This is a genomic window from Mesorhizobium sp. M0870, from assembly GCF_040319775.1.
Lineage (GTDB): Bacteria > Pseudomonadota > Alphaproteobacteria > Rhizobiales > Rhizobiaceae > Mesorhizobium.
In genome coordinates this window covers 56,844-74,769 of sequence record NZ_JAMYOI010000025.1, presented here as the reverse complement: position 1 = coordinate 74,769, position 17,926 = coordinate 56,844, and the positions used below count along the sequence as shown (strand labels likewise).

General features: G+C 62.4%; 14 protein-coding genes and 1 pseudogene. 4 read left to right on the top strand and 11 right to left on the bottom strand.

Features of this window, described 5'->3' with window-relative positions; all coding sequences use genetic code 11:
* Positions 1 to 117 precede the first annotated feature (117 nt).
* Positions 118 to 534, top strand: coding sequence for a VOC family protein (locus NKH97_RS25395; RefSeq protein WP_013532348.1), 417 nt, complete (start codon positions 118 to 120; stop codon positions 532 to 534).
* A 23-nt stretch (positions 535 to 557) separates the two neighbouring features.
* Here NKH97_RS25395 and NKH97_RS25390 read toward each other — a convergent pair whose 3' ends face one another.
* Both NKH97_RS25390 and epmA read right to left on the bottom strand, forming a co-directional pair.
* On the bottom strand, positions 558 to 1,808 hold the full coding sequence (locus NKH97_RS25390; RefSeq protein WP_352799034.1) for an NAD(P)/FAD-dependent oxidoreductase: 1,251 nt from the start codon (positions 1,806 to 1,808) through the stop codon (positions 558 to 560).
* Between the two features lie 113 nt (positions 1,809 to 1,921).
* Positions 1,922 to 2,962, bottom strand: coding sequence for an EF-P lysine aminoacylase EpmA (gene epmA / locus NKH97_RS25385; protein ID WP_352799032.1), 1,041 nt, complete (start codon positions 2,960 to 2,962; stop codon positions 1,922 to 1,924).
* A 114-nt stretch (positions 2,963 to 3,076) separates the two neighbouring features.
* Between epmA and efp the strand changes: the two genes are divergently transcribed.
* Complete coding sequence (efp, locus tag NKH97_RS25380) at positions 3,077 to 3,646, top strand: elongation factor P (protein WP_127289004.1); 570 nt, start codon at positions 3,077 to 3,079, stop codon at positions 3,644 to 3,646.
* Positions 3,647 to 3,850: 204 nt separating this feature from the next.
* Here efp and NKH97_RS25375 read toward each other — a convergent pair whose 3' ends face one another.
* From NKH97_RS25375 to NKH97_RS25365, 3 genes and pseudogenes are all read right to left on the bottom strand, one after another.
* On the bottom strand, positions 3,851 to 4,792 hold the full coding sequence (locus NKH97_RS25375; RefSeq protein WP_352799030.1) for a hypothetical protein: 942 nt from the start codon (positions 4,790 to 4,792) through the stop codon (positions 3,851 to 3,853).
* Positions 4,793 to 5,075: 283 nt separating this feature from the next.
* Positions 5,076 to 8,783, bottom strand: a complete 3,708-nt coding sequence (locus NKH97_RS25370; protein ID WP_352799028.1) for an anti-phage protein Upx-like protein — start codon at positions 8,781 to 8,783, stop codon at positions 5,076 to 5,078.
* Between the two features lie 354 nt (positions 8,784 to 9,137).
* Positions 9,138 to 9,375, bottom strand: a pseudogene (locus NKH97_RS25365) (patatin-like phospholipase family protein); the annotation flags it as partial.
* A 127-nt stretch (positions 9,376 to 9,502) separates the two neighbouring features.
* Here NKH97_RS25365 and NKH97_RS25360 point away from each other — a divergent pair.
* Entirely contained in the window at positions 9,503 to 10,045 is a 543-nt protein-coding gene (locus NKH97_RS25360) for a dihydrofolate reductase family protein (RefSeq protein WP_352799026.1), read from the top strand.
* Positions 10,046 to 10,093: 48 nt separating this feature from the next.
* Here the strand turns inward: NKH97_RS25360 and NKH97_RS25355 are convergent, their stop codons facing one another.
* The 5 genes from NKH97_RS25355 to NKH97_RS25335 all read right to left on the bottom strand — a co-directional run bounded on the left by NKH97_RS25355 (position 10,094) and on the right by NKH97_RS25335 (position 16,508).
* The gene (locus NKH97_RS25355; protein ID WP_352799024.1) at positions 10,094 to 10,957 is read right to left on the bottom strand and encodes a patatin-like phospholipase family protein; all 864 of its coding nucleotides are present in this window, start codon (positions 10,955 to 10,957) and stop codon (positions 10,094 to 10,096) included.
* Complete coding sequence (locus tag NKH97_RS25350; RefSeq protein WP_352799023.1) at positions 10,954 to 12,291, bottom strand: M16 family metallopeptidase; 1,338 nt, start codon at positions 12,289 to 12,291, stop codon at positions 10,954 to 10,956. Before NKH97_RS25350 ends, NKH97_RS25355 begins: the two co-directional genes overlap by 4 nt.
* Before the next feature lie 4 nt (positions 12,292 to 12,295).
* The gene (locus NKH97_RS25345; RefSeq protein ID WP_352799022.1) at positions 12,296 to 13,684 is read right to left on the bottom strand and encodes a M16 family metallopeptidase; all 1,389 of its coding nucleotides are present in this window, start codon (positions 13,682 to 13,684) and stop codon (positions 12,296 to 12,298) included.
* Between the two features lie 233 nt (positions 13,685 to 13,917).
* Positions 13,918 to 14,472, bottom strand: coding sequence for a 16S rRNA (guanine(966)-N(2))-methyltransferase RsmD (rsmD, locus tag NKH97_RS25340; RefSeq protein ID WP_023813546.1), 555 nt, complete (start codon positions 14,470 to 14,472; stop codon positions 13,918 to 13,920).
* Positions 14,469 to 16,508 (bottom strand): pseudouridine synthase, encoded by a 2,040-nt coding sequence (locus NKH97_RS25335; RefSeq protein ID WP_352799020.1) that lies wholly within the window; start codon positions 16,506 to 16,508, stop codon positions 14,469 to 14,471. The genes rsmD and NKH97_RS25335 overlap by 4 nt, the downstream gene beginning before the upstream one ends.
* A 182-nt stretch (positions 16,509 to 16,690) precedes the next feature.
* Here NKH97_RS25335 and NKH97_RS25330 point away from each other — a divergent pair, with 182 nt between their 5' ends.
* Entirely contained in the window at positions 16,691 to 17,140 is a 450-nt protein-coding gene (locus tag NKH97_RS25330; RefSeq protein ID WP_023813544.1) for a nucleoside deaminase, read from the top strand.
* A gap of 40 nt (positions 17,141 to 17,180) precedes the next feature.
* On the opposite strand, the gene NKH97_RS25325 is transcribed toward NKH97_RS25330, so the two are convergent.
* Positions 17,181 to 17,861 carry a hypothetical protein gene (locus NKH97_RS25325; protein ID WP_023813543.1) on the bottom strand — a complete coding sequence of 227 codons (681 nt, stop codon included), beginning with the start codon at positions 17,859 to 17,861 and terminating at the stop codon, positions 17,181 to 17,183.
* Positions 17,862 to 17,926: the final 65 nt, after the last annotated feature.

Sequence of the window (17,926 nt, the reverse complement as noted above, 5' to 3'; positions counted from 1 at the left end):
TATTGTTCCGGTCCGGCTTGTGCAATGGCATAGGCTTCAATCAAAATGCAGGGTGGACGGTTCAAATCGCCAACCCTGTGACGCAAAATCGGTTCGCAGCCTGCACGGAGCATTTCGATGACGCCATTCCATCTCGCCTTTCCGGTCCGTGATCTCGATGAAACCCGCGTTTTCTATGGCGAGGTGCTGGGCTGCGCCATCGGCCGGTCGTCAGCGACCTGGGTCGATTTCGACCTTTACGGCCACCAGATGTCGGCGCATCTGCGGCCGCAGGCCGCACAGGCCCCCAGCGACGGCAAGGTCGACGGCATTGTCGTGCCGATCCCGCATTTCGGCGCCGTGCTGTTGATGGACGACTGGCAGCGCCTGGCGACGCGGCTGGAGGCGCGCGACGACATCGATTGGCTGGAACGGCCGATGGTCCGTTTCAAGGGCGAGCCCGGCGAACAGGCAACGCTGTTCATCCGCGACCCCTCGGGCAATGCCCTGGAATTCAAGGGTTTTCGCTCACTGGAGCAGGTTTTCGCGCACTAGCCCAGATCGAGGGCATCGGTCGATCAACGGCCGAAACGGCCCGCCGCGAAAGGTGCGAGCCGAGCCGGATCGCCGCGTCCGCCGATCAAGTCGGCGACCAGCCGCGCGGTGATCGGAGCCAGCGTCAGGCCGAGATGGCCGTGCCCGAAAGCATGGATTACGCGGGAGCTGCCGCGCGAAGCGCCGATGACCGGCCTGGAATCCGGCAGGGACGGCCGGAAGCCGAGCCATTGCGAGGCAGGCGAGCCGAGCCCGGGAAAAATTTGCCTGGCGCCACGGTCAAGCAGCGCCAGCCGGCGCGGATTTGGCGGCGCGACCAGGCCGCCGAGTTCGACGGTGCCGGCGACCCGCAAGCGGCCAGCCATCGGCGTCAGGTAGAAGCCAAGATCGACGGGACAGACAGGTCGGTTGAGCAGCGGCGCGTCGGTGTGGAATTCCAGATGATAGCCGCGCTCGGTCTCGAGCGGAATCCTGTCGCCGGCCTGCGCGGCCAGTGCGCGCGACCGTGCACCGGCGGCGATCACCACCGTGCCAGCGTTGATGCGAACGCCGGGGCCGCTGAGCTGGACACCGCCAGCCTCGACCTGCAGCCCGGTGATCTCAGCCTGCTTCACCGATGCACCACGGGCGCTCACCGCGCCCCGCAACCGCCGCATCACCATTGCCGGATCGGTGACATTGATCGAGTCGGGAAAATACACGCCATGCGCTGCTGTCGCCGGCAGGCCCGGCTCAAGTGCCGCTACCTCTTCCGGAGTCAGCACCTCTTGGTGGATGCCAAACCCAGCGCGCATTGCCCGGCCGCCGGCGCCAACGGCAAAATCGCTCTCGCGGCGATAGAGGTAAAGACAGCCATTGCGGCGCAGCAGATCGTCCAGATCGGCCTCCCCGGCCATTTCCTCCCAGGCCGGGAGGGCGTCGGCCAGCAGTCCGGCGAGCGCCAGCGCATTGGCCCGGGTGGCCGCCGGCAGCGATTGCCGCATGAACCGAACGAGCCATGGCGCCAGCTGCAGCAGCGCCGGCCAGCGCAGCGAAAACGGGCTGTCGGGATCAAGCAGCAGCTTCGGCAACGCCCGCAGTACCGCAGGAGTGCCGACCGGCATGCAGGCATATTCGGCGATCGTCCCGGCATTGCCGAACGACGCGCCGGAGCCCGGCTCGTTCGGATCGATGAGCAGAACTTCGCGGCCGTCCGCGACAAGGCGAAGTGCCGTCGCCAGCCCGACAACTCCGGCGCCGACAATGGCGATTTCGACCGTTTCAGAAGCAGCCACTGTGGATCTTCCCGATTGACCTTGAAATCCCGTACCGATCATGTGGTCTCTTGGTTCGGGGTCACGGTCCAGTCTTGATCCCTGGAATCGAATAGGCCAGATCTTTCCGCGCCTCAGGCGACAGGCGTCCAGATCACGTCCTCGATCTTTTGCGCGCCGGTGGCCAGCATCGCCAGCCGGTCGAAGCCGAGCGCGATTCCGCTGGCCGGCGGCATGATGGCAAGGGCGGCAAGAAAATCCTCGTCCAGCGGATAGCGCTCGCCATAGATGCGCTGTTTCTCATCCATCTCGATGACGAAACGCCGGCGCTGCTCGTCGGCGTCGGTCAGTTCGCCAAAGCCGTTGGCGAGTTCGACGCCGCAGCAATAGAGCTCGAAACGCTCGGCGACGCGCGAGTCGTTCGGGCTCGGCCGCGCCAATGCCGCCTCGGCCAGTGGATATTCGCACAGGATGGTCGCCCGTCTTTGCCCGAGCAACGGCTCGATCTTTTCCACCATCACACGGCTGAACAAATCTGCCCAACTATCGTCGGGCGCAGTGCGCAGGCCGGCCTGGGTCAACGCCGCATACAGCGCGTCGCGATCGGTGCTGCCGTCGGCGGCGACCGTTGCCAGCAGATCGATGCCGGCGTAGCGAGTGAAGGCCTCCGCCACCGTCAGCCGTTCCGGCTCGGCAAACGGATCGCAGTCGCGGCCCCGAAACGAGAAAAGAGTAGCCCCTGCCCTTGTCGCGGCCAGCGCCAGGAAGGCCGCGCAATCCTGCATCAGGCTCTCATAGGCCTCGCCCACCCGGTACCATTCGAGCATGGTGAATTCGGGATGGTGCAAAGGCCCGCGCTCACGGTTGCGGTAGACCGGACCGAAGCTGAAAATCCTGACTTCACCGGCGGCGAGCAGCTTCTTGCAGGCGAATTCCGGAGAGGTGTGGAGATAGAGCGGCGCCCTTGCACCGTCCGGCCCGACCGCTTCCGTGGCGAAGGCCGTCAGATGCGCCTCGTTGCCGGGCGAGACCTGCAGCGCTGCCGTCTGCACCTCGACGAAATCATGGGCGGCGAACCAATCGCGCAGGCTGGCGGCGATGCCGTTGCGCAGCATCAGCCGCGGGCGGCGGTCGGCGTGGACATGCGGCGTCCACCAGGGCGAAGCTTCGGTCATGCGGCTCGGAACATGGTGGAAGGGGGCTGGCGGCGGCGGCCAAGATGCGGTAGGCCCCCATCCAGCGCCGCACAAGCCGGCAAACGCCAATCAACTCTCGCAGGATTTAAAACCGTGGTGAAAGTCATCGCCAGTTCGCTCCGCAAAGGCAATGTCGTCGAAAAGGACGGCAAGCTTTATGTGATCCTCTTTGCCGAAAACATCCACCCAGGCAAGGGCACGCCGGTGACGCAGCTCGACATGCGCCGCATTGGCGACGGGGTGAAGGTTTCGGAGCGCTACCGCACCACCGAGCAGGTGGAGCGCGCCTATGTCGAAGAGCGCGAGCACACCTTCCTCTACCGTGACGGCGAAGGCTTTCATTTCATGAACCCGGAAAGCTACGACCAAGTCGCGGTGTCGGAAGCCGTGGTCGGCGACATGGCGCCTTACCTGCTGGAAGGCATGGCCGTGCAGGTGTCGCAGTTCAACGGTATTGCCATTTCCCTTGTGCTGCCGCAGCGCGCCACCTTCGAAGTGGTGGAAACCGAGCCGACGACCAAGGGACAGACGGCCTCGTCGTCCTACAAGCCGGCCGTGCTGTCCAACGGCGTGCGCACGCTGGTCCCCCCGCACATCGCGCCGGGCACCCGCGTGGTGGTGATGACGGCCGATGGGGCGTATGTGGAGCGGGCGAAGGACTGAGGCGGGCTGGCTTTCAGCTTCAGGGTGAAGGCGGTTATTCCTCAGCGAGCGACCCTTAGAGACGAGGCATCGAATGGGCCGATTGCTGCCCGTCTGGGTCCGGACGAGGAATTTGGTAAACCGCCGTTCGGCTCTCGACCCGTTTCGGGCATCAGCTTAGCCGCAGCTTGGTCCGGACGCGGTTTCGAGACTTGAGGATCCAAGTCACTCCATTATGATTATGGCATTGTAGGCTGGCTGGAACCGGGGTGCCGCACGCTTGGCGAGGATCTCCATTACCTCCAAAACCCTGTTCGAATAGTTGCTATCCTTGTTGTAGTCGCTGATGGTTGATAGCGTTCGCATGTAGAAATTTTCTTCAGCATAGCTTTGCCAAGACGCAGACAGTTTCTTCGCTCCCAGCTTAACGCTTTCCTCATCAGTCAAAGCTGTTGAGGAAGCTACTTGCATAACACCGGTCGTGCGCACCGGCTTCCAGAAGCAGAGACGTTCGAGGATCCGCATAGAAGGCGGTCGGCAGTAATCCTCATAGATGAGGATGGCATAAGTTATGAGTTGCAGCTTGTCGTCGGAAATTCTCTCGTTGATGAGCGCGCCATATAAGAGTTCCGCCCTGTCATAGCTTCGCTGTATGAACGCGTTGCGCCTTCTATTTCCCGGTCCACCAGACACCGTCACTTTGTTGGCGGCCGCATAGAGGAAGGCAGAAATGGCCAGCCAGAGCTCATTCCCGGCCGTATCGAGGTTCGGAAGTAGAGATCGGTTGGGAAGGATCAGGGACTGGTAGACCAGCCAAGCTGCAGCGAGGCCAACGCCCGAATGGAAGACGAAGCGTGGCCAGCTGACAAGCCGGTGCATGTTCATGGCTAAGATGTAAATGGCGCGAAGCGCATAATAATAGATCGCGATCCAATAGATGCCGACACGAAGGTCGGCATGGCCTGCGGCGACGGTTGCCGCGGACAGCGCCACCATGAACACGGCCGGAGCAAGTGCCCGGATGAAGAAATTGAGGGCCAGCGACTCGTTCGGCTCTTCGAAAAGTGTCGTGCTCGCATAGCCAAAGTCGGTGGCATGCTCGCCGATCCAATTAACCAGCCGAAAAAGCACTAATGCTAGGACGACGTGCGCTGCGATCAGTGCCATTCTTATGTCCCCCGTTTGGCGGATCATTGCATGCTTAAGAAGGGTTGGCCACGCATTCGCCCACGGTCCAAGGTGCCGCGCCCAGTACCGTCAAATAATAGACGGCTTATGTGTCAAATTAGTGCGATCCGGACCTGAGCAAGTGGGCGAAGCAACTTCCGATCTCCACCCCGTAGGCGCCGTAGAACGTCAGACTCATCCGCTTAAGAATGGGAAACGATTTCCTGTAGCCGAACTGGGCCGGAAGGAGAACGTCAGGTACGCACTAGTCTAGGTCCTCGGACTAGCGTCCAAACGCCACTTCCAACTGGTCATAGGCTAGCAGCGTTATGGCATGGCCTATCCGCTCGGACGCAAAGCTCATCGGGACCGTGTGTGCGAAGACCAGAGCACCATCAATCCGCACATCAGCCAGCTTGAGATGAGATTGAAACGCGGCAGCGTTTTCCCGCGCAAGATCTAACCTCTTGAGGTGCTTGCCGAGTAGGTCGGAGCGTCCCTTCTCATCCGTCTTGCCGCGAAATTTGTAGAGCTGCTTCGCAATCTCGCTGGATGTTTTGGCAAACTGGAGGTCTTTGCATTCGAGAAGCATGACACGTCCATCAGGATGCCATGCCAGCACGTCAATATCGCCTGGATCTTCGGAAAGCTTGCGGCCGAGGACCTGGGGGAATGTCACTCGTCTCTTCGTCCACCATCCAAGGCCCTGCAATCGTTTGACGACCCGTTCCTCGAATTCTACGGCTTCCTTCGCGACAATATGCTCGCGCCAACTTTGCATCTCCTTCGAGGCAAGCGAGCTTCGGTCATACTGACCGTAGTAGAAATTGTGGAGTTGAATGCCGAACGCCTCTCGGATCATTCCGGGCGTAATCATGACATCCGACTCAGGAGACGGCTCCAACCGAAGAATAGGGCGCCTCGCGATGGATAGTCTGCGCCTGAAGCGCCACGGCTGCCGATCCTGTTCGGTGTACGGCTGCGGGATGGTTTTCCATCCATCACGCGGAAGTAATTCAAGGGATGCAACGAACTGTTCCGCACAATCGACATGCTCAGCGAGGTATTCGAGCAATGCGGGTCTGGGCAATATCTCCCATGCTTGCCCGGTGTCGAACAGTCGATTTTCCAGCGCCTCAAGCGCTGTGCGGAAATCCCTTAGGGATACGCCCATCTCCGCTTCCCATGCTGCGGCAAAACGTACGTCCGTCCGGCTGGTGACCTGCTCTGCGGTGACTAGTTCAGGATCATGCAGCAACTCTGAATAATCGCGACGATTTTTGTCGATCTGTCCGCTAAAAAAGGATTCTCCCACCGGCGTCACGATAGTGTCGAAGAACGAAACATCGATCTGCACCTCACCTGCCGGAGAGATGCGTATTTCAGGGCGCATGCCTTCGTAGTGGATGGCGTCGGAATAACCCCCGAGATGATGGATCATCATCGCCAGAGCCATCAGGTTGGAAAGGTCAAAATCTGCAACATCGAAGCCGCTGTCCACCGGGCATTCACAAATTGCTGCTTCCAGAATGACGCGGCTCGCATATCCCGTGGCGTTGGCTTTCAGGATGTTATCATAAATCTCTTCTCGGGATTCTTGAGGGTTCGCCGAAAGGTCGAGGATAGCGCCCGAGGTACGCTCCCATCGAGACTTGTCGATTATGGATGCTTCGTGATTGTCCACGACGCGACTGATCAGGGCGTGCCTCTCAAATTGCCTGAGATGGCCGCAGAACATTTCCTCTGCGGCGATAGTGATCGCGTTTAGCACTTTGGTGCATTCGTCACGTCCGTGGACCGTGCCACCCGGCCGGGGAAGCCCATGCCAACCCAATCCCAACCGCAGCGCGGCATCATCAAAGCAACTTATCTTAACTACTTTCCGGGGAACCGATCCACGAACATGATCACGGAAGCCCTGCGGTGCGAACGCATGGAGTTGCCGTGCTTCAGGTGAAGGAACGATTTCATGCAAAAGCTCGGCAACATTGAACTCGGTGCCTTCTGCGAGCGTAACAACCTGCTCAACGAACGCCTCTATCAAGGAGACCTCCGAGACATTGCCGGCATGTGAAAGGCCGTTAAAGAACGGCAACCCGATCTCCGTGGTAACAACGCGCTCCTCCTGATCGCAGGATGCCCGGATGTCTGCCTTCAATTCTTCTGGCGGCGGCGGATTGATCTCTATTGACCTGATGACCGGCCATGTAGGCGTGACAAGCTTCCATGTCAGAACATCCGGCAGACTTGGTACGAGTCGCGCCAATATCGGGGCAAGCCGCTCCATCCAGACCATCTGCATCTCGAAGATGGGATAGAGGTTTGAGCGTTCCGCTGACGGTACGGTTTCGAGCCACCATGTTCGACTACCCGATCTCCACACCCCGCGGTAGCGGAGTACTCGGGCATCAAGGTGGGAGACGTAGATCCGTTGTGTATTTTGGGGCGAACGCTTTCCGCCGTCTTTGCGGCGGACAACAAGCATATTACCTGCCGCATCGTGCACCGCGTGCATGTCAAAGCGGGCATGGTGCTCCGCCCTGAGCCGCAAATGTGCATTTGTGGGCACCATGAGCGTGGCGCTCTCGGTGCCATCCGGCATAGCTTCGTGTGGCACGACGTGGCCGTTGTTGCCGTAGGCAAAGCCAATACGCGCCAGAAGGCCGTTTATCGCTGCCAACGGAAAGCCCATCTGTCCGGCAGTGCCTTCGGCCAGAAGAAACTTCAAGAGTTCGGCGATATCGAAGTCGGGTCGCCACCCGAGCACATCGAGGTCGTAGCTACTAATGCCTTCGACTAACCAGTGGGAAGGGCGGGTAAACTCCACCATTTGCCCCCGGCCAAAGCCGCAAAGGACAACCAACGAAAGTCCAAGTTTGAAACCCGGTCGGGTTTTGATGTTGTTAACGGCATCATCTATCGCTTGCTGTAGCTCAGCCTGCGCCTTCTCACCGGATGGCCCGGGCCGATTGAACCCCGTTTCATCAAAACCGGTGAAATCATCCGTCAGCAGGATGAGTTGGAACCACAGACCTGCCTGGAACTCAACGGGTTCGGACGGAACCACGTTGGAATCTCGCTTCATCTCGGTGGGAGGGATGTCGATACGCGAAATTGCAGGGTTCAGGGAGAGCTCATCGGTCTGGGCAATAAGCAGGCCGGTTCGCAGCGCAAACTCGGCCCCAGCGTCCTGACAAGTCTCGATCACTGCCCTGCGTATGGCGGTTCCCATTGCCGACGGCAGTGCCACTACGATCTCGTCCTGAAAATCAATGAGGGGGCATCTCTCCAGCCAGCTTTCGCCGTAACCGCCAAAACCCACCTTGCGCTTTGATGGCGGCAAGCAAAACCGGCCAATCGCTCGGTGACTAAAGCCTGCACGGGCTAGGTCGTCATTCGAAAAGGTTACGCGAGCCGCCAGCGTTTTGAGGGTAGGAAGATCATCGACCGGCAGCGCATCGAAACCGTATTCACCACCACCGCAAAAGGCATCCAGTCCTGAGCGGGCACAGACAAGGTCAGAGAGCACAAGCATCGCGCGGCAGGAATGCTTGAGCGCGGCATACACTCCGTGGTCGGGCATGTTCTCGACGGCCGTTAGCATATGCTGCAAGTGATGGCCGTTTGCCTCTGCCAACCCCTCAAGAACGCGATAGTTTCGTCCGTCCATATGCACGCGGGCGACAAACACGTCCTCGGCCGCATCCTCCATGCGCGCAAAGGCTTGCCCCACCTGCTTGAACCACCGGGCTGCATCCTGCTTGTTCGGCTTCTTCTTCCCGGCCGCGCTGGCGATGATCAGATGTGCGATGGCCTCAAGCCTGACTGTGTTTGCTTGAAGTGCCGGAACCGTAAGCAGGCAGCCTGCGGCAGCAATGCTGGCTTTCACTTCGTACGGGCGAAAAATCGAACCGAGATTCTCTGCCCGGGACTTTACCAGCTCCGTCAGCATCTGCTGCGCTGCAAATATATTGTCGGGAATCTCGTGCATGCTGCGAGTCTAACTGCGCGGCGCTGCATCAACAACAATAAGCTTACCGGCAACGTGGATTATTTATCTGACGTCAGTGGTCATCTCATACCTGCTCATACCTGCGCCGCCACAATGGCTGAATATGATATCCGTACTTGGCAGCCTCAATGGTGCGAACGAACAGTGTCCGCTTTAGGGGTGCGTCTAGGTCTGCTCGACGACCGAGATGAGGCGCAAAGCCGCCATTCGCTTGTGAACTCGCCTATGGCCGCATCGGGTCAAATGCGACCGTTTCCATAGGTCGCCTGTTGTTCGCTTAAGCCAGTTCGGCAAGCAGAATGGGCGCCAGGTCTTACCGGCACGCCACCATCCTCACCCGACCTGCTTTCCCCGCCTCGCTTTAACGGCGGCGCTAGCCTCGCGCCTCCGGCACCTTCTCCACCTGCCGCTTCAGTTCGTCCTTGAGATCCGCTGTCTCGCCCATCAAGGCGTCGATCTTCAGGAAATCGAGGACGCGGTATTTCGACACTGCCGGGCGGACCAGGATGTCGGGGCGGCATTGTCTCAGCTTGTTGGCGATGATCGACTGCATCATCAATTGCGGGGCGCCGTCAGGCCGGTTGAGGTCAATGCATGCCTCTGCCATTGACTGAAAACGACAAGGCGCCCCGATTTTTTCCGAAGCGTGTCGCAAACGCCCCGCGCGGTTCGTCCTCTGACCAAAGAAGGAGATCGCCATGCGAAAACTTATCGTCACCGAATTCATCAGCGTCGATGGCATTGCCGAGGTCGAGAAGCTGCCCAGCGTGACCTGGAACGACGAGATGAACAGGTTCAAGGAGGATGAGCTTGCCGACAGCGGCGCCATGCTTTTGGGGCGCACGACTTATGAGATGTTTGCCGGCTCCTGGCCCAAGGAAACCGGAGATTTTGCCGACCGGTTCAACGCGCTGCCCAAATATGTCGCCTCGACCAGCCTGAAGGCGCTCGAGTGGAAGCCGGCCGAATTGCTGAAGGGCTCCCTGCCGGAAGCGGTCAGGACGCTGAAGCAGGGCAGCGGCGGCAACATCTATGTGCATGGCAGCCTGAGCGTTGCGCAGGAATTGCTGCGTCACGGCCTTGTCGACCGCGTCAGGCTGCTCAGCTATCCAGGCACTGTGGGCCAAGGCAAGCCGCTGTTCCCAGTTGGCGAGCCGGTCTCGCTCGAACTGATTTCCGCCAAGCCGTTCGACAACGGCGTGGTGGCGCTGGAGTATGCGCCGGTGGCGGCGAAATCGTAAATCGGTTGGAGCCTCTTTCCTTCCAGATCGCGTCGGGAAGATGCATCCTCACCCGATCTGCTTTCCTCGCCTCGCTTTGACGGCGGCGCCAGCCCGCGCCTCCAACACCTTCTCCACCTGCCGCTTCAGCTCGTCCTTGATGTCAGCCGTGTCGCTCATCAGGGCGTCGATCTTCAGGAAATCGAGCACGCGGTATTTTGAGACCGCCGGGCGGACCAGGATGTCGGGGCGACACTGCTTCAGCTTGTTGGCGATGATCGATTGCATCATCAGTTGCGTGGCGCCGAACATCAGGTCGACGGAGGTCGGCTGTTTGCGGTCGGCCTCTTCCGGCGCGCCGACGACGTCGACGCCGATGATGATGTCGGCATCGTTCTCGATCAGGTCGAACGGCACGGGGTTGTAGATGCCGCCGTCGATCAACAGCCTGCCGTCGCGCGTCACCGGGCGGAACACGGCGGGAATGGCTGCTGACGCCGCCAGCGCGGAATGCAGGTCGCCGTCTTCGAAGACGGCCAGCTTGTGGCCGAAATAGTCGGTCGCCGTCACCTTCAGCGGGATTTTCAGCTCGGCAAAGGTTTCGGGGATGGCCTCCGGCAGAAAGGCTTTCAGGACGCGCTCGACGTTGAACTGGCTGACGCGGACCTGCATGGCTTCGGCGATCGTGCCCGGCCGCGCCCGCCACATGCGGCTCGCCACTTGGGCGCGGCGGCCGAGGATCGAGCGGGCATAGTCGTGGATCTCCTTGCCGGTCATGCCGGCGGCCATACCGGCGCCCATGATGGCGCCGATCGACGAGCCGGCAATCGCCACCGGCTTGATGCCCAGCTCGTCCAGCGCCTCGATGACATGGATATGCGCCAGCCCGCGCGCGCCGCCGCCGCCGAAGGCGATGCCGAAGGTCGGGCTCATCCCTTGCCGGCTCCGGCCAATTTCGGGCCGATGACCATGATGGTCGGCTCGGTCGTCAGCAGCTTTTTCGCCGCCGCCTTGACTTGGTCGAGCGTCACCGCGTTGATGTAGCCGGCGCGGCGCTGCATGTAGTCGATACCGAGATCGTCGAGTTGCAGTTCGACCAGCGTCGAGGCGATGGCGCTGGACGAGTCCAGATTGTTGATGGCGTAGGCGCCGATCATGTATTTCTTGGTCGCCGCCAGCTCCGCTTCGGTCGGGCCTTCTTCGGCCAGTCGCTTGACCACGTCACGGACGATGCCCAGCGTCTCGGCCGCGCGGTCGGAGCGGGTGCCGGTGCTGACGATCAGCGCGCTGGCGTGGTCCTGGTTGATGAGCGAGGAGTTGACGCTGTAGGCCAGCCCGCGCTTCTCGCGCACCTCCTGGAACAGGCGCGAGGTGAAGGTGCCGCCGCCGAGGATCTCGTTCATCAGCACGGCGGGGAAGAAATCCGCCGCTTTGCGCTTCACGCCGGGAAAAGCGAGCTGCAGGGAGGTCTGCGGCAGGTCGTAGTCGACCTCGATATGCTGCGCCAGCTTCGGGTCGATATCGGCCACCGGCCTCAGCGCCTGGTTTTGCGGCAGGTCGCCGAACACCATGTCGAGCTTCTTCTTCAGCGTCTCCGCGTCGATGGCGCCGACGACGGCAACATGCAGGCCGCCGCGGGCGAACACCGCTTTGTGCAAGGCTTTGAGATCATCGGGCGTGATGGCGGCGATGCTTTCCTTGGTGCCCTGGTCGGAGCGGGAATAGGGATGATCGCCATAGAGGGCGCGCGCCCATTTGTTCTGCGCCACCGTGTCGGGATCATTCTCGCCGGCGATGATGCCGGACAGGATCTGGGAGCGAATGCGGTCGATCGGCAGCTGGTCGAAACGCGGCTCGTTGACCGCCAGCCGCAACAGGTCGAAGGCCTGGTCGCGCTGCTCGGCCAGCATGCGCATCGAGCCGTAGATGCCGTCGCGGCTCTCGTCGAAGCTCATCTCGGCGCCGGCATCGTCGAGCTTGATCTGGAAGTCTTCACTGTCAAGCGGGCCGGCGCCTTCGTCGAACAGGCCGGTCATCAGATTGGCCAGCCCTTCCTTGCCGACCGGATCCTGCGTCGAGCCGCCGCCGAAGACGAAGCGGATGGCGACGACCGGCACGGAATAGTCCTCGACCAGCCAGGCGGTGATGCCCTTCGGCGAGGTGACGGACTGGATCTCCATGGCCCGCGCGGTGAGTGCCGGCAGGATGAGGAAGAGGACGGAGAGGAAGAGGGTGGTGAGGGGTGCGCGTACCGCGTTCGTGCTCATCAAATCAATTCCCCGCCTGTTGCTGCGGCAAGAGATAGCCGGTGGTCGACCGGGCGAGCACCAGGTAGCGCGCGGCGACGGCCTTGACCTCATCTGTCGTGACCTTGCGGATGCGGTCCGTCCATTGCTGGACGTCCTGCACATTGCCGCCGGTGGCCAGCGTCGAGCCGTAAATGTTGGCCATGGAATCCTGCTTGTCGCGGGCAAAAATCATCGACCTGACATAGCGGTCCTTGGCCTTCTCCAGCTCCGATGGCGTGACGCCGTCCTTGACGATGCGCACCACTTCGGCATCGACCGCCGCTTCGACGTCGGAAATCTTGGCATCCCCGCGCGGCGCGCCATAGACGGTGAAGTTGGTGTCGTCGAGCATGGTGCCCTGGAAAAAGGCGCCGGCGCTGGATGCGATACCTTGCTGGACGACGAGCGCCTGGTAGAGCCGGCTGCGATTGCCGCCGCCAAGGATCTCCGCCAAGAGGTCGAGCGCTTCCGCCTCGCCCGGCTTGCCGGTGTGATAGGACGGCACCACCCATTGGGTGGAAAAGCTCGGCACGCTGACGCGGGCATCGGCGAGCGTCACCGTGCGCTTGGTGTTCTGCTCCGGCTCGACCGGACGGATGCGCGGCGGCAGATCGGGGCCGCGTGCCACCTTGCCATAGGTCTTTTCGGCCAGCGCCCGCACCGTGTCCGGTTCGACATCGCCGGCGACGATCAGCACCGCGTTGTTGGGCCGGTAATATTTGTCATAGAAGGCAACAGCGTCGGCGCGGTTCAGCTGCTGCATCTCCTGCATCCAGCCGATGACCGGGATGCGATAGGGCTGGTTCTGCCACAGCGTCGCATCGACCTCCTCGTCCAGCACGGCCTCGGGGCTGTTGTCGATGCGCGAGCGGCGCTCCTCGAGGATGACATCGCGCTCGGTCTTGATCACATCGTCGGTGAGAATGAGATTGCGCATGCGATCGGCCTCGAAGCTCATCATCAGCTCGAGCGCCGACGGCGCCACCGTTTCGTGGAAGGCGGTGTAGTCGTAAGAGGTGAAGGCGTTGTTGGAGCCGCCGATATCGGAGATGGCGCGGTCGAACTCGCCGGCCGCATGGTTGGTCGTCGCCTTGAACATCAGATGTTCGAAGAAATGCGCAATGCCGGATTTGCCGGGCGGCTCGTCGGCGCTGCCGATCTTGTACCAGACCATGTGGGTGACGATCGGCGCACGGTGGTCGGGAATGACGACCACCTCCATGCCGTTGTCGAGCAGGAAATCCGTGACCTTGAACTCGGCCGGAACCGTGTTGGGCAAGACGGGGCTCTCGGCCAGCACCGGACCGGTTATCGCAAAAGCCAAAGAGGTCGCCAACAGCGTTCCGCGCAGCCATTCAATCCTGGATGTCATCAACGGCTCCGGTTTCGTAGAGCGGTTCATCGTTTCACGGAAACGTTGAACCGCTCTATCTCTTTGTTTTGTCGCAATTCTGGGCGGAAAACCGCTTCACACTTTTCCTGGAATTGCTTTGGCGGACGATAGGCAAGGTGCTGGCGACAAGCAAAGTGAATTGTTGGTCATGTTGCCGGCAAAGGCGGCGGCAAAGAGGCCGGCCCATGAGGCCCGGCCAAGGATGCAGGCTATCAGACCGCCTCGACAAAGCGGATAACGGTCTCGCCATAGTTGCGCTCGTCCAGCACCGAAAAGCCGGGACCAGGCTCGAACGGCGCCACTGCCGCCTCTTCGACCACGCACAGCGCGCCGGGGCGAAGCCAGCCGCCGGCTTTCGCCGACTGCAAGGCGCGCTCGCCAAGACCCTTGCCATAGGGCGGGTCGGCGAAGACGAGGCCGAACGGCGCCAGCGTGCCGGCCTCGCCGAGGCCCGTGGCGTCGCGACGGAAGATCTTGGTGCGGCCGGTCAGCCCAAAGGCCTCGACATTGTCGCGGATCAGGCCACGGCCTTCGGCCGATTCCTCGATGAAGACCCCGTAGGAGGCACCGCGCGACAGGGCTTCGAGCCCCAGCGCGCCGGTGCCGGCGAACAGGTCGAGCACGCGCGCACCGTCCAACTGCGCGGCAAAGCGATGCGCCAGCACGTTGAAGACCGCCTCGCGGGTGCGATCGGTCGTCGGACGGATGGCGCTCGAACGGGGCGTCGCCAGCGGACGCCCGCGAAACTCACCACCGACGATTCTCATCTCGCTTTGGGGCCTCGGGGACCATTGCGCGGACGCTCACCGCCGCCGGCCCCGCCCGGACGTTCGCCTCTCGGCTTGCCGAACGGCTTGGCACCGGCCGGTTTGCCATAGGTCGGCTTGAACGATGCCTTTCGCGCCTTTGCTTCAGCGGCCTTGGCTGCGTCTGCGTCGGCCCTGCCCTTGCCGATCGGCCGCGCGCCCGGTGCCATCCAGACATTGGCCTTGCGCTGGCCGGGCGGCTCGATCGGCCGCTGCTCGCGCTCGGACTTTTTGCCACCACCCCGAGGCTTGTCGCCGAAACCGCCGCGTGGCTTGTCACCGAAGCCACCGCGCGGTTTGTCGCCAAAATTGCCGCGCGGCTTGTCGCCGAAGCTGCGTTCGGGACGCGGGCCGCGTTCGCCAAAACTCTTCTCCGCGCTTCTGTCGGGACTTGTCGACAGTTTGCCCAGAGCCTCGTCGCGGCTGCCTTCGCGGCGTTTGCGGTTCTTGATCAGACCGCCCTCCCCGATCGGGCGGCGCTCACCGTCGCGGGTGAATTTCGGCCGCTCCGGCTCCGGCTCGCGAACTTCGGTGCGCCGCACCGGCTTGTTGGAAAACGGCTTGGTGACATCGGCGTCGAAATTGGCGCCGGATTCCTCGACCAGGCGCTCGCCGAGTTGGTCACGCAGCACGCGCCCCTTGATCTCCAGCACATGGCCCTCGGCGAGGTCATCGAGCTGGAACGGCCCGTAGGAGATGCGGATCAGCCGCGTAACGTCGAGGCCGAGCGAACCCAGGATGTTCCTGACTTCGCGGTTCTTGCCCTCGCGCAGGCCGATCGTCAGCCAGGCATTGGTGCCTTGCTCACGGTCGAGCGTCGCTTCGATGGCACCGTAGAACACGCCGTCGACGGCAATGCCTTCACGGAGGCCCGCAAGCGCGCTTTCCTCGACCTTGCCGTGGACGCGCACCCGGTAGCGGCGCAGCCAGCCGGTGGCCGGCAGTTCGAGCACGCGCGAGAGGCCGCCATCATTGGTGAGCAGCAGCAGGCCTTCGGTGTTGATGTCGAGCCGGCCGATGGTCATCAGCCGCGGCAATTCAGCCGGCAGCACGTCGAAGACGGTCTTGCGGCCCTCGGGATCGCGGTTGGTGGTGACGACGCCGGCCGGCTTGTGGAACAGGAACAGCCGGGTGCGCTCGATCGGCGGGATTTCCATGCCGTCGAGATGGATGATGTCATCAGGCATGACGTTGAAGGCCGGTGAAGTCAGGGCGCGGCCATTGACCTTGACGCGGCCGGCGGCGATCAGCTCCTCGGCATCGCGGCGCGAGGCCAGGCCGGCGCGCGCCAGCCGCTTGGCGATGCGCTCGCCTGCCTCTTCCGCGCCCTCGGCGGGACGCGGGCGTGGCTTGAAGCTGCCACCCGATGCGCCTTGCGGCCGATCGCCAAAGTCGCGCTTGGGGCGGTCGCTGAAATCGCGCTTGGGGCGGTCGGCGAAGTCACGCTTCGGGCGATCGCCGGCGTCGCGCGGCGCGCGGTCACTGAAATCACGCTTGGGACGGTCGAAACGCTTTTCGCCGCCCGCTGCCGCCGCAGCCGGGCGATCGCCACGGGGGGCATAAGGCTTGCGCGGCCCCTCGCGCTTTTCATAGGGCTTGCGCTCGCCTTCGGCGGCCACCGGGCGATCTCCACGGGGCGCATAAGGCTTGCGCGGCCCCTCGCGCTTTTCATAGGGCTTGCGCTCGCCTTCGGCGGCCATCCGGCGGTCGCCGCGCGGTGCGTAGGGCTTGCGCGGCCCTTCGCGCTTCTCAAAAGGCTTCCCTTCGGGTCGCGGGCCTTTGCTGAAAGGCTTGTCGCCGCCCTTGAAATCGCGCTTCGGCCGCTCGCCATCGGCGGCCATCGGCCGATCGCCACGCGGTGCGTAAGGCTTCTTGGCGCCAAAGGACGGCTTGCCGCCCTTGCCGGCGGCGCCATCACGGCTGCGCGGTCCCGCGGCTTTCGGCCCACTCTTGGCCGGACCCTTCCTGGGTCGGAATTTCTTGTCGTTGTCGTCCATGTGGCCTTTATCCGTTTGCGCTGCTACAGCGTGGCGCATCCTTTCGGGCGCGCAACGAACGCTGTAGCACTTTTGATGTGGCGCATGATCATTTTCGAAAACCGAGTCCCGATTTTCGAGGTCCTGCGCTCCATAACAGGATCACCGTCAGGTGGCGAGGAGATAATCAGAGTGGAAATCGCGTGAAGCGGCCCGATTTCATGGCGCTGGCGCTGAAGGAGGCCGAGGCTGCCGCCTTGCGAGGCGAAGTGCCGGTCGGCGCCGTCATCGCCAATGGCGCTGGTGTTGTCGCCAGCGCCGGCAACCGCACACGCGAACTTGCCGACCCGACCGCGCATGCCGAGATGCTGGTCATCCGCGAAGCTTGCCGCAAACTGTCGGCCGAGCGGCTGACCGGCCATGATCTCTATGTGACGCTGGAACCTTGCGCCATGTGCGCCGGCGCAATTTCCTTCGCCCGGCTGCGCCGGCTTTATTTCGGTGCCGCCGACGACAAGGGCGGCGCGGTGGTCAATGGCGTGCGCTTCTTCGCATCGCCAACCTGCCACCACAGGCCCGACATCTATCCAGGCATGGGCGAGACCGAGGCGGCCTTGTTGCTCAAAGGATTTTTCCGGGAACGGCGCGGCTGAGCCGGGCGCCCTTCGGCAAGAAATAAGAAAGAAGCGGTTTTTACAGGGACGGCATCCAGTCGAACCAGCCGCTGCCCTTCTTGCCTTCCGCCTCTTTCTTGAGACGGCGTTCCTTCTTGTACTCGTCCTCGCCAAGCTCGTTCTGCGGCGCCGTGCCGGCCGCGACACGATACTGCACTGGAGGCTCGCTCAGATATTTGCGGGTGTTCGGATCGCCCTGCTTGCTGTCGGCAAGGCGGCGCTGGATCTCGGCGGCGCGACCCTTGTCGGAATCGGCCGGTGTCCATGCCGGCGGGTGGCTCGAGCCTGATTCCGCCATTGCCCTCTTCACCGAGGCCGGATCGGTCTGCACGTCGTCGACGATCTCCGACTGGTAAGCCGGGTCGTTCTGATGGGCGGTGGCGTCGGCGCGCAGGCGGGCGCGGCGCTGCTCGGGCGATTCGGGCCATTCGGCGCTCGCCGTCTCGATGCTGTCCTGCGGGGCCGGCAGCGCTTCCTTCTGGCCTGGCGCCGGCTTCACAAGCGTCGGACGCGGCTTGTAGTCGATCTGTTCCTTGCGCTTCGGCGCGAATGAAAAGGCACCTGAAATATCGCCGGCCAGCTGTTCGCCGGCGGTCTTGTCGGTGCCGTAGGTCGGAGAGCCCATGCAGCCGGACAAAGCGAGGCCCGACGCGACAAGCGGCGCCAGCAGCGCCAAGCGCGCGTTATATCTCTCGGTCATGCCAAAAAGTCCCACTCTAGACAGCCTCTCGATTGCCGCCGGCCTTGTGGCCGGTCCCCATCGTC

Coding starts and splice junctions, on each gene's coding strand:
- NKH97_RS25350 (WP_352799023.1), bottom strand. CDS start 12,291: ATGAGCACGAACGCGGTACGCGCACCCCTCACCACCCTCTTCCTCTCC.
- NKH97_RS25325 (WP_023813543.1), bottom strand. CDS start 17,861: ATGACCGAGAGATATAACGCGCGCTTGGCGCTGCTGGCGCCGCTTGTC.
- NKH97_RS25360 (WP_352799026.1), top strand. CDS start 9,503: ATGCGAAAACTTATCGTCACCGAATTCATCAGCGTCGATGGCATTGCC.
- NKH97_RS25395 (WP_013532348.1), top strand. CDS start 118: ATGACGCCATTCCATCTCGCCTTTCCGGTCCGTGATCTCGATGAAACC.
- NKH97_RS25335 (WP_352799020.1), bottom strand. CDS start 16,508: ATGGACGACAACGACAAGAAATTCCGACCCAGGAAGGGTCCGGCCAAG.
- rsmD (WP_023813546.1), bottom strand. CDS start 14,472: ATGAGAATCGTCGGTGGTGAGTTTCGCGGGCGTCCGCTGGCGACGCCC.
- epmA (WP_352799032.1), bottom strand. CDS start 2,962: ATGACCGAAGCTTCGCCCTGGTGGACGCCGCATGTCCACGCCGACCGC.
- NKH97_RS25345 (WP_352799022.1), bottom strand. CDS start 13,684: ATGACATCCAGGATTGAATGGCTGCGCGGAACGCTGTTGGCGACCTCT.
- NKH97_RS25370 (WP_352799028.1), bottom strand. CDS start 8,783: ATGCACGAGATTCCCGACAATATATTTGCAGCGCAGCAGATGCTGACG.
- NKH97_RS25375 (WP_352799030.1), bottom strand. CDS start 4,792: ATGGCACTGATCGCAGCGCACGTCGTCCTAGCATTAGTGCTTTTTCGG.
- NKH97_RS25355 (WP_352799024.1), bottom strand. CDS start 10,957: ATGAGCCCGACCTTCGGCATCGCCTTCGGCGGCGGCGGCGCGCGCGGG.